We start from the raw sequence: 15,622 nt of genomic DNA, 5'->3' as shown, positions 1-15,622 counted from the left end.
ATGCGTAAAGCTGTCCTTACCCTTTCTCTTGTGTGTCTAGTGTCTGCCTGTTCGAAGAACGAGAACCCCATGAATTCGTTACCCGATCTTAGCGCCGTGCGCGCCAATCTCGCCTTTACATGTACGCACGAAGCGGACCACCTTCCGGCGCTTGATCCCGAATCGGACAAGCTCTTTCAGTACGCACGGTATCTTGAAAAGAAAGATGGCCCGAAGAATTTTGACGATGTGGCCCGCTACTACCGGATCGCAGCGGCATACGGGCATTACAAGGCAAACCACAATTTGCAAATTCTGGTTTCGTCAGGAATGGCGTCATCGCCTGATCCTGAAAGAGAAAGTGTTGACCTCGCAGAACAACTGGTTAAGACAGGTATACCGAGCGGCTACTACGATATCGGGCATTATCTGTTGAACGGTTACGGACTCAAGCAGGATGCAGACGCGGCTAGACGCTACATTCGCAAGGCTGCTGATCTCGGTAATGCCGATGCTCAATATTACATCAGCGGGCTATTGGCCCCGGCTGATATGGCGCCAGATATCGCGACACAGATGCGGCAATGTGCGACCGATCAGGGGCATGCGGAGGCAGGGGATACGCTAGGTACGCATTTTCAAGACAAGAAGCAATATCCACAAGCATTGATCGTGTTTCAAAAGGCCACCACATCTGGAAGTCCCGGTGCAGCGTTGTCGCTTGAAGCAGGATTCGCCGCTTTGTCAGACGCAGATCAGATGGACTATCTGGGGGTAAAACAAGACTTAGAGCGGTCTCGCCGGTATGAGTTAATCGGGAAATTCATCAGCGACAACGACGGCCGCAATCCCAAGGTCCCCGACATCGACAAGATCGTGCCGTTTCCACCCGCGAAGCTTCCGCCGTGGGATGGTACGTTCCAATGGCAGAGGGAACAGGACGCAGCAGTACCACCGCAGAAACCGTCCGAAGAATTGATCGACAAGATGGCGAAGGCAAAGAGTCTCGATCCCGCGACGGGTCTGCCGCTGGCCGCCTCATCAAGCAAGACATCGCAGCTAGATGAGTCGGCGACCGTAGCTGCGCGGGTCCCGATCGGCACTGTCGCGAGCACTGGGGATGCGTGCCCCGAGGATGGCGTGTGGTGCGCGAAGCTCGGCGCGGGCCAGCTTGGCGACGCACAGCGACGCTTCCTGAGGGGTGACACGCTACCCTCGCTCGTGGTCCACGAGCCTCGACAACTGGCATTCCTCGACAACCTGATGGGCACGCGCAAGCAGACCTCGAAGGTCACGTGGGAACTGGTCGCGTACATCGATCAGGCATGACGCTCCGACAACCGGCGACTACGCGATGACACGATATCTGATCCTGGATGGTGACCGCACGACAGCATCCGGAACGGTCCACGCGAACCCCACGACCCTTGAATACGAAAACAAGCACGTTGCACACGAAGGCGATGACGTGGCGTGTCCGGCGTGCAACTCGACGGGCAAGATCAAATGCGACGGCCCCCGGCTGACCATGCCGGGACCGGACGGACGCCATACAGCCCTGAACGATGACCTGTGCATCTGCAAATGCACGCCTCCGCCGAAGCTCGTAGCCTTACAGCAGTCAATGTCTGTTGAAGCGTGATTTTCAGATGACAACCTTTCCCGGCGGGACGACGCTCCAACCGACAAGGAATTTCGGCAGCACACAGGGCATGAATCGGGAATTCGACGTCGCTCATGAGAAGACCAGACCCTGACCGGGGAACTGAAATATCCCGCGTGGATGGTGTTGTGTGGACGTGGCGAGCGGCTGCTCGCCAAACTGCGTCCGCAAGTTGAGTCGCAGACGCAATCGTGGACCTTCTCAAATCTGGAAGCTAGGTGTGGCAGAACTCGCGCTTCTACACGAGGCGGTCTGCTGCCAATGACGCGGACTGTTAATGACGTCCACTGGGTGGGAGAAGACTGCGCCAACACCAGCGGCAAGAACGGTCCGTAGGTGCCCATCATAGCCAATCTCATTGGCTCAATGCTGTCCGGCGTTAAGCAGCATCCAGACCTGCTTCCGTAACTCGCCTGCGAGGATGCGCGCAAATACCGCGCCGCAGCGCGTGCAGGTGTAGTGTTCTTCGGCAGTAGCATCCTTTACGGCGCCGACGCTGTTTAGGGTCAGTTTATGGTGCGGTTCAGCACCAGACGGCTGGCCATAAAGATCGGCACAGGGCGAGCAAGGTTGAATCCAGAAGTCCATTCGACCTTAGCTGTCGTGCGAGATACGATCAATGGCCTCTCTGACCAGATCAAACGACGCGTCGAACGCATTATCTTCAGTAGGGAACCGGCCGGAAGCGATACCTGTGATTGGAACGTTGAGCGTCGTACCAGCGCCCATGCGTTTGGCGACCTGCGAGGTGACGTAAAACCCCTTTGTGTGGTCGCCGTCGACTCCAGAGGTCATTTCGTAAGCCATGTACTGGTACATACGCTTCTTTTCCATGGGACCTTCTCCGACGAGTCAGAGGAAATCCTATCATGAAGGAACGCGTGATCCGTTTCAGTGCGGTGGTGGGTCGGAAGCTATGTCCGGTTAGCAACGAATAACGGGGTAAGCTGGTCTTTCGGTACACACTTCGGCACAAAAATTCCTCGCACCCCTCTTCTCTTTACCGGGTAAGGCTGCGATTGAATCCGCTCGATTCTGTATTGGACCGCCCCCGAGCTGAAGGCCGAGGCGTTTATATGTCTGTGTACCGGAAACAAGCGTCGATGCGCCGCGACGAAGTGTAGCCGCATTTCGCAAATCCGGTTACATGCCGGTTACACGGACGCTGAAAAAGGAAAAGGGCTTGCCAGCGAAAACCGGCAAACCCTTATGTACCTTGGTGGGGCGTGAGTGACTCGAACACTCGACCTACGGATTAAGAGTCCGCTGCTCTACCAGCTGAGCTAACGCCCCCAACAGACTGCAAATTATGCGGCAATTTTCGTAGTCTGCCTAGCCCCTTGCGTGGATTTTCCTGAAAAAAGCCGCAGATAATCGCGCCAGCCGACCCGAGGCCGCCACTAATCCGGACCGTGCACCATCCCGGTATCATGTCGCGACACACGCCGCGCGAAGCGTCGCACGGCTCGAACGGGGCATACGATGGACGAAAACGCAATCCGTGAACTGCTCGACCGGGTGCTCGCGCCGTGGGTCAAGTCGCTGGGGCTCACGTCCGTGGACGTCGACGAACAAAGCGCCACGCTGCGCCTGCCGTTCTCCGGTGAGCTGCGCCACTCGGGCGGCGTCATCTGCGGGCAGGTTTTCATGGCGGCCGCCGACACGGCGATGATCGTCGCGATCTCCGCGGCGCTCGGCGGCTTCAAGCCGATGACCACGGTGTCGCTGAACATCAGCTTCATGCGCGCCGTCCGCAAAGGCGATGTGCTGGTCACCGCGCGCGTTCTGCGGTTGGGCCGCAACCTCGTCTTCGGCGAGGTCGAACTGTTCGACGAAGACGGCAAGATGTCCGTCCACGCGACCACCACCTACGCATTGCTCGACTGACACGGACGCTGATACACGCACGCACATACGAACGTCGCGTCACGCTCCACCCTCAAGGACAATCACCGGATGTTCGATCAGGTCGTATTCGCAGGCGGCGGCAATCGCTGCTGGTGGCAGGCAGGTTTCTGGGACATCGTGCAGCCGGAGTTGCACATCCGGCCGCGGGTCATCACGGGCATCTCGGCCGGCGCCGCCACCGCGTGCATGCTGTACACGCGCGACGCGGAATGGGTGATGCGCTATTACCAGGAGGCGCTCCGCCACAACACGCGGAACGCGTACTGGGGCAATCTGCTGCGCGGCCAGTCGGTGTTTCCTCACTACCGGATCTACCGGCAGGCACTGCTCGACATCTACGGCGAGCGGTTCAGCGCGCTCGCCAGCGCGCCGGAAATCCGTATCGGCGTGTCGCATCTACCCCGCTGGCTTGGTGCGCGCAGCGCAGTCGCGGCAGGGTTGATCGCGTACAACATCGAAAAATATATCCGCAAGACGCTGCATCCAACGCTGGGTCAGACGCTCGGCTTTCATCCGGAGTTCGTGCGCGCGCAGGATTGCGCGACTGTCGAAGACCTCGCCGACCTGATCCTGCAATCGTCGAGCACGCCGCCTTTCACGCCGGTCCTGCGGCGCAACGGACGTCCGGTGCTCGATGGCGGGATGGTCGATAACGTGCCGGTCGGCGCACTCGATGAAACGCCCGGCAACGTGCTCGTGATGGTGACGCGGCTCTATCCGCGGCCACAGATGTTCGTCGTTCCGCACGGCACGCAGCAGCGCCTTTATGTGCAGCCGTCGCGCAAGGTGCCGATCTCGAGCTGGGACTACACGAGCCCGTCGCAGATGCAGCACGCGTACAACCTCGGGCGAGTCGACGGAGAAGCGTTCCTGCAGCGCGTGCCCGACCTGATGGCCGCGGGCGCAAACGACTGACCTCGCACGCGCCGGCTCCAAAAAGGAATCGGCGCGTGGTTCAGCGGCGCCGGCCGCCCTGCAGCGCGTCCGGATTCGCGACGCTCGTCGTATCCCCACTGTCGAATGCCAGGATGTTCCTGAACGCCGCGCTGAAATACAGCTCGTAGCTCTCGCGCTCGACGTAGCCGATGTGCGGCGTGCAGATCACGTTTTCCATCCGCAGCAGGCTGTAGCCCTGCAGGATCGGCTCGCTCTCGTAGACGTCGATTGCGACCATGCCCGGCCGGTTGCGCGACAACGCGTTGACGAGCGCGTTCTCTTCCAGCAGCTCGGAGCGGCTCGTGTTGACGAGCAGCGCGGTGGGCTTCATCCGCAGCAGGTCTTCCTGCTTGACGATGCCGCGCGTGTCGTCGTGCAGCCGCAGATGCAGCGACAGCACGTCGCTCTGCTCGAACAGCACCTCGCGGCTTTCCGCGACGCGGTAGCCGTCGGCGTGCGCCGCTTCCAGCGTATGTTCGCGTCCCCACACCAGCACGTTCATGCCGAACGCCTTGCCGTAGCCGGCGACGAGCCGGCCGATCTTCCCGTATCCCCAGATGCCGAGCGTTTGTCCGCGCAACACCTGGCCCAGTCCGAAGTTCGGCGGCAACGCGGAGGTCTTCAAACCCGACTGCTGCCAGGCGCCCTGCTTGAGGTTCGCGACGTACTGCGGAATCCGGCGCTGCGCGGCCATGATGAGCGCCCACGTCAGTTCGGCGGGCGCGGTCGGCGAGCCGGTGCCTTCGAGGACGGCGATGCCGCGTTCGGTACAGGCCGGGAGGTCGATGTGGCTCGACGCCTTGCCCGTCTGGCTGATCATCCGCAGACGGGGCAGTTTGTCGAGCAGCTGCGAGTTGATGCGAGTCCGCTCGCGGATTAGCACGAGCGCGTCGATTTCGGACAGGCGGCTGGCCAGTTGTCCGAGCCCGCGCACGCTGTTGTTGAAGACCTTGACCTCATGGTCGGCCAGCAGGTGAAAGCAATCGAGCTTGCGGACGGCGTCCTGGTAGTCGTCGAGGATGGCAATCTTCATGGCGTTGTGTTTTGCGGCGCACCACGGCGGTGCTGAACCGAATGTTATGCTGGCTGTCCCACCATGTGATCTACACCACATGCGGGGCGGGTTGGATGCCTTAGCGTGTAAGAGGTGCTGCCACGACGGCACCGTTCAGCCAGACAGATTCAACAGGTTTTATCAGCTTGTTGCTGGTCGACGCAAGCCGCTTTACACAAGGTTTCAGACCGGCGCGACGCAACAGGCTGTGCGGCCCATCACGACATGCCATGGCCGCGGCGGCACGGAGGTCGGGTGCCGTCGGGTCGAAACGCCTCTCGCAGCAGCGTGTCGCTGGGCTTGTACCGTTTTTCTCATTGCTTTTACAAAACGGAGACAGCTCGATGAATCATCCCGCTTTTGCAGGAACCGCCGCCATTGAGGCGCCGGCGTGGGTCAGGCACCGAAAGTTGATCGACTGGGTGCGGCATGTTGCCGCACAGACCCAGCCCACGCGGGTGGTCTGGTGCGACGGTTCGCAGGAGGAGTACGACCGGCTCTGCGCACAGATGGTCGAGGCCGGCACGATGAAGCGGCTCAACCCGGCGAAACGGCCCAATTCCTATCTGGTGTGCTCCGATCCTTCCGACGTGGCGCGTGTCGAAGACCGGACGTTCATCTGCTCGCAGCGTCGCGAGGACGCCGGCCCGACCAACAACTGGATTGCACCGGCCGAGATGCGTTCGACGCTCGACGGATTGTTCGAGGGCTCGATGCGCGGCCGCACGATGTACGTCGTGCCGTTCTCGATGGGGCCGCTCGGTTCGCCGATCGCGCATATCGGCGTCGAACTATCCGATAGCCCCTACGTTGCGACCAACATGCGGATCATGATCCGCATGGGCCGTCAGGTGTACGACGTGCTCGGCGAAGACGGCGAGTTCGTCCCCTGCGTGCATTCGGTCGGCGCGCCACTCGAGGCGGGCGCACAGGACGTGCGCTGGCCGTGCAACGACACCAAATACATCGTCCATTTCCCCGAAACGCGTGAGATCTGGAGCTACGGCTCGGGCTACGGCGGCAACGCGCTGCTCGGCAAGAAGTGCTTCGCACTGCGCATCGCGTCGACGATGGGCCGCGACGAGGGATGGCTCGCCGAACACATGCTGATTCTCGGCGTGACGTCGCCGGAAGGGCGCAAGCATCACGTGGCGGCGGCGTTCCCGTCGGCGTGCGGCAAGACGAACTTCGCGATGCTGATTCCGCCCGAAGGTATGAACGGCTGGAAGATCTCGACGATCGGCGACGACATCGCGTGGATCAAGCCGGGTAAGGACGGGCGCCTGTACGCGATCAACCCGGAGGCGGGCTACTTCGGCGTCGCGCCCGGCACGAGCGAGAAGACGAACTTCAACGCGATGGCCACGCTGAAGGAGAACGTGATCTTCACGAACGTCGCGCTCACCGATGACGGCGACGTCTGGTGGGAAGGGATGACCGACACACCGCCCGCGCATCTGATCGACTGGCAGGGCAACGACTGGACGCCAGCCATCGCGAAGGAAACCGGCCGCAAGGCGGCGCACCCGAACGCGCGCTTCACGGCGCCCGCCGCGCAGTGTCCGTCGATCGACGCCGACTGGGAGAATCCAGCCGGCGTGCCGCTCGACGCGTTCATCTTCGGCGGCCGTCGCTCGACCACCGTGCCGCTCGTCACCGAGGCGCGCAACTGGACCGAGGGCGTCTACATGGCCGCGACGATGGGTTCAGAGACGACCGCCGCCGCCGCGGGCAAGCAGGGCGTCGTGCGCCGCGATCCGTTCGCGATGCTGCCGTTCTGCGGCTACAACATGAGCGACTACTTCGGCCACTGGCTGAAGACCGGCGAACGCCTGCAGCAGCTGGGCGCGAAGTTGCCGCGGATCTTCTGCGTCAACTGGTTCCGCAAGGGTGCGGACGGCAAGTTCGTGTGGCCGGGCTTCGGCGAGAACATGCGCGTGTTGCACTGGATGGTGAGCCGGATCGAGGGAACGGGACACGGCGAAGAGCACGCGTTCGGCGTGTCGCCGCGTTACGAGGACATCGACTGGCGCGGCCTCGACTTCACCCGCGAACAGTTCGCCGAAGCGATCTCGGTGGACGACGCGGCGTGGCGGGCGGAGCTCGAACTGCACACGGAGCTCTTTGACACACTGCAGCAAGGGCTTCCTGCCGCGCTGAAAACCACCCGGACCGCGCTCGAGAGTCGTCTCGCCGCATGAGTATGTGAGTATCCACTTCGCATAAAGGCCGCCTTCGGGCGGCTTTTTTTATCCGACACGATGTGTCATGTCACTTTCTTGTGCCTTTCTCCGGTCGGCGCGGAGGCTTTCGCTGTTCTGGCAGCGCACTCAATGCTAGCTGCAATGCAGCAGATTGTTTCTATCGAGGGAACAATCAACGCCGATGCACTGCGCCGGTGAATACAGTGGCACGAATTTCGATCAAAAATGCCGCAACTTAGGCAACTTCTGCAGGAATTTGCGAGTCGTAGGAGAATTACGAACTCGCTTCATAGCTGTTAAAAGAAGCTGTAACACGGCAGGAGTTGTTCATGGATCATTTGCAGTCGATGAGAGTATTCGTCCGCGTGTCGGATCTCGGCAGTTTCGCCCGCGCGGCCAGCGCGATGGATATTTCCAACGCAGTAGCGACCCGTCACGTTGCCGATCTCGAAGGCCGTCTCGGCACGCGGCTGCTGAATCGCACAACCCGCAGCCTGTCTTTGACCGAATCCGGTCAGGTCTATCTCGAACGTGCGCGCCAGATTCTCGACGAACTCGAAGACGTCGAACAGATGGTGGTCGCGCGTAATCATGAGCCGGTCGGCACGCTGCGTATCGTGGCGCCGGTGGTGTTCGGGCTGCATAACCTCGCGCCCGTGCTGCAGACCTACGCGGAGCGCTATCCGAAAGTCATTCCCGACGTCACGCTGGTCGACCGTCAGGTCGATCTGGTCGAAGAAGGTTTCGACGTCGGCGTCGTGATCGCGCGGCAGATGCGCAGCGCCAGCATCGTCACGCGTCGCCTGACCACGGGCTGCATGATCGTCTGTGCGACGCCGGCCTATCTGGAAAAGCACGGCACGCCGACGCGGCCCGAGCATCTGCTCGAGCATCCGTGCCTGTCGCTACCGTCCGAATACTGGGGCGACGAGCGCGTGTTCACGGGTCCGGACGGCGAAGTCCGCGTGCGCCCGACCAACGTGATCGTCGCGAACAACACCGAGATGCTGCGGCAGTTCGCGCTGCTCGGCATGGGCGTCGCGATCCTGCCGAGTTATCTGATCGGCCGGGACAACACGCGGGGCCGCCTCGTCCGGTTGCTCAGCGACTACCGGCTGCCGCAGGTCGAAATCAACATCGCCTACCCGAGCCGGCGCCATCTGCCGGCCAAGGTCCGCACGTTCATCGATCATCTGGTCGAGCATTTCAACCAGACGCCGAACGGCCTGCTAGGCGAACAGTGGCTCAGGGGCGACGGTGGTGTGGGCCACGCGGTAGGCGGCGTGCACGAGTCGAGCATGCTGGCGCCTGAGGCATTTGACGGCGCCGAGCCGTTGTCGAGCCTTCTCGACAACGAGATCTCGCCGGCCAGCACGTCGAAGCCTTCGCCGCGCCGTTCCGCGGTATCGCCGACGCTGTAGATATTTGCGGGGTCGGTTGGGTCGCTGTCCGCGATCCGGCGCACGCATAAAGAAAGGGCGCAGCCACGGTTGGTGGCTGCGCCCTTTATTATTTCCGGCGCCGGCGAAACTGGCTCTCGATCAGGAGCCGGTCTTGCGCGCTACGGTTTTCTTCGCCGGCGCTTTCCGTGCTGCTGCAGTCTTCGCGGCCGGCTTGGCCGCTGTCCTGGTCGCCGGAGCAGCGCGTTCTTCCGCGTCGCCATCGTCGTCACTATCGCCAGCCGCGACCTTCGCCGTCTTTGCCGCAGCCTTTGCGGCGGTCTTCGCCGACGGTTCCTTCTTCTCGAACTCGAAGCCGATCTTGCCGTCGCTCTGCTTGACGAGGAATGCCTTGAAGTTACGACCGGTGCGCGACGACTTGAAGTTCGTCAGCAGATCGGTGCGCCCCTCCTCGAGCAGCTTCGCCATCTGTTCGCGCGTGATTTCCTGCTGGAGAATCACCTTGCCCGAACGGAAGTCGCAGGTCTTCGGATTCGCGACCGAGTTCTCGCAGACATAGCTCATGCCGTGCTCGTACACGCGCGAATTGCACTTCGGGCAGGCGCCGACCGGCTGCTGTTCCGAGAAATCGGGGACTTCGCCATCTTCGCCGCCTGAGTCCTGACCGAAGTCGAACTCGAGCTTGTAGTTCTTCGTGTCGTCGTCGAACGAGAGCTTCAGGATGGCCGAGAACGGCCGGCCCATCTTGCTGCGGAAACCCGACAGCGGGCCGATCTCCTTCTTCTGCAGCAACTCCTCGACTTCTTCGATCTCGAACTGCCGGCTGCCCGGAATCTTCGAAATCGAGAACTCGCATTTCGTACACGCGAAGCGCCGGTAGTTTTCCTTGACCACGCTGGCGCAGTTGGGACACGGCGTCTTCAGCGTCGCGTAGTCACCGGGGATCGTGTCCGAGTCGTACTCTTTCGCGCGCTTGACGATGGTTTGCGTCATGCGTGCGATTTCCTGCATGAACGCATCGCGCGGCAGGTTGCCCCGCTCCATCTGCGACAGCTTGTATTCCCATTCGCCGGTCAGCTCCGGCGCGGTGAGCTCCTTGACGTCGAGCCCGCGCAGCAGCGTCATCAGCTGGAATGCTTTGGCGGTCGGAATCAGGTCGCGGCCTTCGCGGATCAAATACTTTTCGCCCAGCAGACCTTCGATGATTGCCGCGCGCGTGGCCGGCGTACCGAGCCCCTTCGTGCCCATCGCTTCGCGCAGATCGTCGTCCTCGACGAGCTTGCCCGCGCCTTCCATTGCCGACAGCAGCGTCGCTTCGTTGTAGCGCGCCGGCGGCTTGGTGACGAGCGCCTGCGCGGCGATCTTGTCGGTCTTGACCTTCTCGTCCTTCTGGACCGGCACGAGGTTGGCATCCTCGCCGCTGATTTCGCGGCCGTACACCTGCAGCCAGCCGGGCTCGACCAGCACCTTGCCTTCGGTCTTGAAGTGATGGCCGACGACTTCGGTGATCCGCGTCGTGACCCGCGATTCGGCGGCGGGGAAGAACACCGCCAGGAAGCGTTTGACGACGAGGTCGTACAGCTTCTGCTCCGGCTCGGACAGCGCCTTCGGTGCCTGCAGCGTCGGGATGATGGCGAAGTGATCGCTGATCTTCGAATTATCGAAGATGCGCTTGTTCGGCTTCACCCAGCCCTTGTCGAGCACCTGCTTCGCGAACGGCAGATAGTTGTTGCTCTCCTTGAGCATGCCGAGCGTGTCTTTCACCGTGTCGATGTAGTCTTCCGGCAGCGCGCGCGCGTCGGTACGCGGGTAAGTCAGCACCTTGTGCCGCTCGTACAGCGCCTGGGCCAGACCAAGCGTGTTCTTCGCGGAAAAACCGAAGCGGCCGTTTGCTTCGCGCTGCAGGCTGGTCAGGTCGAACAGCGCCGGCGAGAGCTGCGTGGACGGCTTCGATTCTTCGGTGACCGTGCCGAGCTGGCCGCGGCATGCGGCGACGATCGTTTCGGCGGCGGGCACGCTCCACAGGCGCGAATCGCGCTTTTCGGGATCGAACTCGTCACGCTTGAACTTCGTGTCGAACCAGCGGCCCTCGTAGAAGCCGCCCGCGCAGACGAATTCCGCCTTCACTTCCCAATAGTCGCGCGGCACGAAGCGGCGGATCTTTTCTTCGCGCTCGACGACGATCGACAGCGTCGGCGTCTGCACGCGACCGACGGTCGTCAGGAAGAAGCCGCCGCCCTTGCTGTTGAACGCGGTCATCGCGCGCGTGCCGTTGATGCCGACCAGCCAGTCGGCTTCCGAACGGCAGCGTGCCGCGTCGGCGAGCGGCTGCATGTCTTCGTCGCTGCGCAGATGCGCGAAGCCGTCGCGGATCGCGGCGGGCGTCATCGATTGCAGCCACAGCCGCTGAACCGGCTGTTTCGATTTGGCGTGCTGCGCGATCAGGCGGAAAATCAGCTCGCCCTCGCGCCCCGCGTCACATGCGTTGATCAGCCGGTCGACGTCTTTGCGCTTCATCAGCTTCATCAGCACCTTCAGGCGCGACTCGCTCTTGGCGATCGGATTGACGTCGAAGTGCGGCGGAATCACCGGCAGGTTGGCGAAGCTCCACTTGCCGCGCTTGACCTCGTAGTCTTCCGGCGCGGCGATCTCCAGCAGGTGGCCGACCGCCGACGAAAGGACGAAGTCGTCGTTCTCGAAGTACTCGTCATGCTTGGTAAACCCGCCCAAAGCCCGCGCGATGTCGTTCGCGACGGAAGGCTTTTCGGCGATGATCAGTGCTTTGGACATGACTGGATGTGAGTTGGTGTATTCGGGTTTTGACCCTGGGGCTGGCCATCTCGGATTGGCGACCCATTAACGACCGCTTTATAGCACACGGTGACGCCACCGCGATTCTGTGCCCGAAAAAAGCGAGCCATCATAATTGCGTGTCTACATATTGAGCAAGCGCCGGCCGTTTCAATGCCGGCGACGCGCCATGCCTGTGCCGGACGGGTGCTCGCTGCCCGGCGAGCCGGTCGAAAAGCGCGTCAGGCGGCGGCGAGCGCGGGCCTCAGCTTCGGGGCGCCGGTCACGCCCGGCAGCGCGGTCAGATCGGAGAGCATGCGCTCGACGATCGCGGCCTGCGGCAACACGGTGCCAAAAAAACGGGTGGTCACGGCATCCTCGATCAGGATGGTCGGAAAGTTCTCCACATCGAGATCGTCGAAGCGATCCGCATGATTCTCGATGTCGATCCACGCGAAGCAAACCTCGGGATGCCGGTCGGCGAGCGCGTCGAACGCGGGCCGGTATTCCCGGCACGTACCGCACCAGTCCGCGCACAGGCAGGCCACGAACAGCGTACCCGGGCGATTGACGTGCTCGGCGATCCGGTCCTGGTCGGTGTCGAGGTTCAGCGCGGGCATGTCGGTTCCTTGGGGACTTTGAGCAGGGGCTTTGGGCGCGAATGTAGCATGACGGATCAGGATTCGTTGTTTGCTCGCGAAAACCGTCCGCCAGGCAGCACCGTCAGATGCCCCGCCAGTTCGAGCTGCAGCAGCATGCTTTGCAGCGCGGTGTCGTCCATGTCGGTGCGGGTGGCGAGGATTTCAAGCGTCGCCGGCGCATGGCCGAGTGCGTTCAGCAACCGTTGGGCCTCAGGGGCGAGGCCGGATGGAGGCCTTGCCGCAGCCTGTGACGGCTGTAGACCGCTCACGACAGGCGCAGCGCCCAATTCTTCCAGCACCTCTTCCGGCGTCTCGACGAGTTTCGCGCCCTGCTTGATCATCCGGTGGCAGCCGCGCGACAGCGGCGCATGGATCGAACCGGGCAGCGCGAACACGTCGCGCCCCATTTCGTTCGCGAGGCGCGCGGTGATCAGCGAGCCGGAGCGCATCGCCGCCTCGACAATCAGCACACCGCCGACCAATCCGGCGATCAGCCGGTTGCGCTGCGGAAAGTGCGAGGATCGCGCGGGCGTGCCGAGCGGCCATTCGGTCACGATCGCGCCGGCCGCGGCGATTTCGTGCGCGAGTGCATGATGGGCAGCCGGATAAACGAGGTCGGCGCCGGTGCCGGTCACCGCGACCGTGCTGCCCGGGCCCGCGAGCGCGCCCCGATGCGCGGCTCCGTCGATGCCGAGCGCGAGACCCGACACGACGGTGATGCCTGCATTGGAGAATGCGCGCGCAAACCGGGCCGCGTCCTCGGTGCCCTGCGGCGTCGCGCTGCGGCTGCCGACGACCGCGATACTGCGTGCATGCAGCAACTCGATGCGCCCCTTTACATATAGCAGCGGCGGCGGATCGGGCATCGTGAGCAGTGCCGGCGGGTAGGCCGGGTCGCCGAGCGTGAGCACGGCGTTGGCGGCCCCTTCGCGCCACGCACGGACCGTGTCGAGATAGCCTTCAAAGCCGTTGTGCGGCGCCGCGAGCGTCGCACGCGCGGTGGCTTCGTCGGTGACCGCGGCGAGCGACGCGAACGGCTGCCCGAGCACCGCATCCGGGAGCCCGAACTGCTCGAGCAGCGTGCGTAGTGCGGCGGGGCGCAGGCCCCTCGCCGATGCAAGCCGGAGCCAGCCCGTCAGCTCGTCGTCGGTCATCGGCAGCGTGTGCATCGAGACTCCCCATCCGGCAAGGCCCGGCGGGCGGGCAACGGCCATGTTAAAATTTTCATCATCCGAAATAATCTCCGGCAAAGTATTTCCAGTGCGGCATGCGGGATCGTGTGCACGCGAGGCATTGCGTTGAATCGAACTGGTTCGTCCGCATATCCTCTGCGTGTCGCGAGTGACTCACAAGCTGGCCGAACGGCCAGTGTCCACGGCCCCAGGTCGCGTATCGCAGACTGCCGCACAGCGCCGAACCACTGACTTCACGAATATGGCTTTACTCAACATTCTCAATTACCCGGACAAGCGTCTTTACAAGATCGCGAAGCCCGTCCAGAAGGTGGACGACCGCGCTCGCCGCCTCGTCGCCGATATGGCCGAAACGATGTACGGCGCGCCCGGCGTCGGCCTCGCGGCCACGCAGGTCGACGTGCATGAGCGCGTGATCGTGATCGACGTATCGGACGCGCACGACGAACTGCGCGTCTTCATCAACCCGGAGATCGTCTGGTCGAGCGACGAGCGGAAGCTCTCCGAGGAAGGCTGTCTGTCGGTGCCGGGTATCTACGACAACGTCGAGCGGGCGGAAAAAGTGCGCGTGCGTGCGTTGAACGAAAAGGGCGAGACGTTCGAGCTGGATTGCGAAGGGCTGCTCGCCGTCTGCATCCAGCACGAGATGGATCATTTGATGGGCCGCGTATTCGTCGAGTATCTGTCGCCGCTGAAGCAGACCCGCATCAAGACCCGGATGAAGAAGCTCGCCCACGCGATGTAACGGGCCCGGGCCATCACGGCCCGCTTTCGGTTTTTGCCGTAGCCGCTGTAGCCGCTGTTTCCGCCCATGAGCCATTCGTTACGCGTCGTCTTTGCCGGAACCCCCGAGTTCGCCTCGGCGGCGCTCGCTGCCATTCATTCCGCTGGTTTTCCTGTGCCGCTCGTGCTGACGCAACCCGACCGGCCCGCCGGCCGCGGGATGAAGCTGCAGGCGAGCCCGGTCAAGCGTTTCGCCGTCGAACACGGATTGACGGTCGCCCAGCCGCCGTCATTGCGCCGCGACGGCAAATATCCCACCGAAGCCATCGCCGCGATCGAGCAGCTTCAAGCGACGCCGCACGACGTAATGGTGGTCGCCGCGTACGGCCTGCTGCTGCCGCAGGAGGTACTCGACATCGCGCCGCACGGCTGCATCAATATTCACGCGTCGCTGTTGCCCCGCTGGCGTGGTGCCGCGCCGATTCACCGGGCGATCGAAGCTGGCGACGCCGAGACCGGCATCACGCTGATGCAGATGGACGCGGGCCTCGACACCGGCGCGATGATCTCCGAAGCACGCACGCCGATTCACCCCGACGACACCACCGCGACGCTGCACGACCGGCTGGCCGCAGCCGGTGCGACGCTGATCGTCGATGCGCTCGTCGAACTCGAGCGCACGGGCACGCTGCACGCGGTGCCGCAACCCGCGGACGGCGCGACCTACGCGGCGAAGATCGGCAAGCACGAAGCGGCGCTCGACTGGCGCCGCCCAGCTGCGGAGCTCGCGCGCCAGGTGCGTGCGTTCGACCCGTTCCCCGGCGGCGCCGCGACGCTGGACGGCGCGACGCTCAAGATCTGGGCAGCGATGCCGCTCGCTGCCGGCACGGCCGCCGAGCCCGGCACTATCCTCGACGTCTCGCCGGATGGCGTGACGGTGGCGTGCGGCGACGGCACCTTGCGGCTAACGCAACTGCAGAAACCGGGCGGCAAGCGGCTCTCCGCTCGCGAATTCCTCGCTGGTTCGCCGCTCGCGGCCGGTCACCGTTTTCAGCCTTCCGATACACCATAAACGCACCGGTCCGCGCCGCACATCGTCCGTTCGGCCGGGTCGCGCGGGCGATCCGCGGC

14 protein-coding genes and 1 tRNA gene are annotated in these 15,622 nt (G+C 63.0%); 8 read left to right on the top strand and 7 right to left on the bottom strand.

Features of this window, described 5'->3' with window-relative positions; translation table 11 throughout:
* Positions 1–1,308: an SEL1-like repeat protein gene (locus tag ACREXZ_RS00695; protein ID WP_431762092.1), complete on the top strand. Its 1,308-nt coding sequence runs from the start codon at positions 1–3 to the stop codon at positions 1,306–1,308.
* 25 nt (positions 1,309–1,333) lie between these two features.
* Positions 1,334–1,621 (top strand): PAAR domain-containing protein, encoded by a 288-nt coding sequence (locus ACREXZ_RS00690; RefSeq protein WP_431762091.1) that lies wholly within the window; start codon positions 1,334–1,336, stop codon positions 1,619–1,621.
* 384 nt (positions 1,622–2,005) lie between these two features.
* On the opposite strand, the gene ACREXZ_RS00685 is transcribed toward ACREXZ_RS00690, so the two are convergent.
* From ACREXZ_RS00685 to ACREXZ_RS00675, 3 genes are all read right to left on the bottom strand, one after another.
* The gene (locus tag ACREXZ_RS00685; RefSeq protein WP_431762090.1) at positions 2,006–2,230 is read right to left on the bottom strand and encodes a hypothetical protein; all 225 of its coding nucleotides are present in this window, start codon (positions 2,228–2,230) and stop codon (positions 2,006–2,008) included.
* Between the two features lie 6 nt (positions 2,231–2,236).
* The gene (locus ACREXZ_RS00680; RefSeq protein ID WP_431762089.1) at positions 2,237–2,476 is read right to left on the bottom strand and encodes a hypothetical protein; all 240 of its coding nucleotides are present in this window, start codon (positions 2,474–2,476) and stop codon (positions 2,237–2,239) included.
* Between the two features lie 383 nt (positions 2,477–2,859).
* A tRNA-Lys gene (locus ACREXZ_RS00675) sits at positions 2,860–2,935 on the bottom strand.
* 189 nt (positions 2,936–3,124) lie between these two features.
* On the opposite strand from ACREXZ_RS00675, the gene ACREXZ_RS00670 reads away from it, so the two are divergent.
* The gene (locus ACREXZ_RS00670; RefSeq protein ID WP_431762088.1) at positions 3,125–3,529 is read left to right on the top strand and encodes a PaaI family thioesterase; all 405 of its coding nucleotides are present in this window, start codon (positions 3,125–3,127) and stop codon (positions 3,527–3,529) included.
* A gap of 69 nt (positions 3,530–3,598) precedes the next feature.
* The gene (locus tag ACREXZ_RS00665; protein WP_431762087.1) at positions 3,599–4,465 is read left to right on the top strand and encodes a patatin-like phospholipase family protein; all 867 of its coding nucleotides are present in this window, start codon (positions 3,599–3,601) and stop codon (positions 4,463–4,465) included.
* A gap of 40 nt (positions 4,466–4,505) precedes the next feature.
* Here the strand turns inward: ACREXZ_RS00665 and ACREXZ_RS00660 are convergent, their stop codons facing one another.
* On the bottom strand, positions 4,506–5,519 hold the full coding sequence (locus ACREXZ_RS00660; protein WP_431762086.1) for a D-2-hydroxyacid dehydrogenase family protein: 1,014 nt from the start codon (positions 5,517–5,519) through the stop codon (positions 4,506–4,508).
* 365 nt (positions 5,520–5,884) lie between these two features.
* On the opposite strand from ACREXZ_RS00660, the gene ACREXZ_RS00655 reads away from it, so the two are divergent.
* Together ACREXZ_RS00655 and ACREXZ_RS00650 are read left to right on the top strand one after the other, a co-directional pair.
* A complete protein-coding gene (locus tag ACREXZ_RS00655) occupies positions 5,885–7,741 on the top strand; it encodes a phosphoenolpyruvate carboxykinase (GTP) (protein ID WP_431762085.1) in 1,857 nt (618 codons plus the stop codon).
* A 332-nt stretch (positions 7,742–8,073) separates the two neighbouring features.
* A complete protein-coding gene (locus tag ACREXZ_RS00650; protein ID WP_431762084.1) occupies positions 8,074–9,165 on the top strand; it encodes a LysR family transcriptional regulator in 1,092 nt (363 codons plus the stop codon).
* Between the two features lie 120 nt (positions 9,166–9,285).
* On the opposite strand, the gene ACREXZ_RS00645 is transcribed toward ACREXZ_RS00650, so the two are convergent.
* The 3 genes from ACREXZ_RS00645 to dprA form a co-directional block, all read right to left on the bottom strand.
* Positions 9,286–11,934, bottom strand: coding sequence for a DNA topoisomerase III (locus ACREXZ_RS00645; protein WP_431762083.1), 2,649 nt, complete (start codon positions 11,932–11,934; stop codon positions 9,286–9,288).
* Between the two features lie 242 nt (positions 11,935–12,176).
* A complete protein-coding gene (locus ACREXZ_RS00640; RefSeq protein ID WP_431762082.1) occupies positions 12,177–12,554 on the bottom strand; it encodes a thioredoxin family protein in 378 nt (125 codons plus the stop codon).
* A 56-nt stretch (positions 12,555–12,610) separates the two neighbouring features.
* Positions 12,611–13,744 carry a DNA-processing protein DprA gene (gene dprA, locus ACREXZ_RS00635; protein WP_431762460.1) on the bottom strand — a complete coding sequence of 378 codons (1,134 nt, stop codon included), beginning with the start codon at positions 13,742–13,744 and terminating at the stop codon, positions 12,611–12,613.
* Between the two features lie 265 nt (positions 13,745–14,009).
* Between dprA and def the strand changes: the two genes are divergently transcribed.
* Both def and fmt read left to right on the top strand, forming a co-directional pair.
* Positions 14,010–14,513, top strand: a complete 504-nt coding sequence (gene def, locus ACREXZ_RS00630; RefSeq protein WP_431762081.1) for a peptide deformylase — start codon at positions 14,010–14,012, stop codon at positions 14,511–14,513.
* 66 nt (positions 14,514–14,579) lie between these two features.
* Positions 14,580–15,563 (top strand): methionyl-tRNA formyltransferase, encoded by a 984-nt coding sequence (gene fmt / locus ACREXZ_RS00625; protein ID WP_431762080.1) that lies wholly within the window; start codon positions 14,580–14,582, stop codon positions 15,561–15,563.
* Positions 15,564–15,622 lie beyond the last annotated feature (59 nt).

The sequence above is a fragment of the Paraburkholderia sp. genome, from assembly GCF_050742655.1.
Classification (GTDB): domain Bacteria; phylum Pseudomonadota; class Gammaproteobacteria; order Burkholderiales; family Burkholderiaceae; genus Paraburkholderia.
Note: the sequence above shows the minus strand (reverse complement) of the source record. Positions and strands in the feature narration are given on the sequence as shown.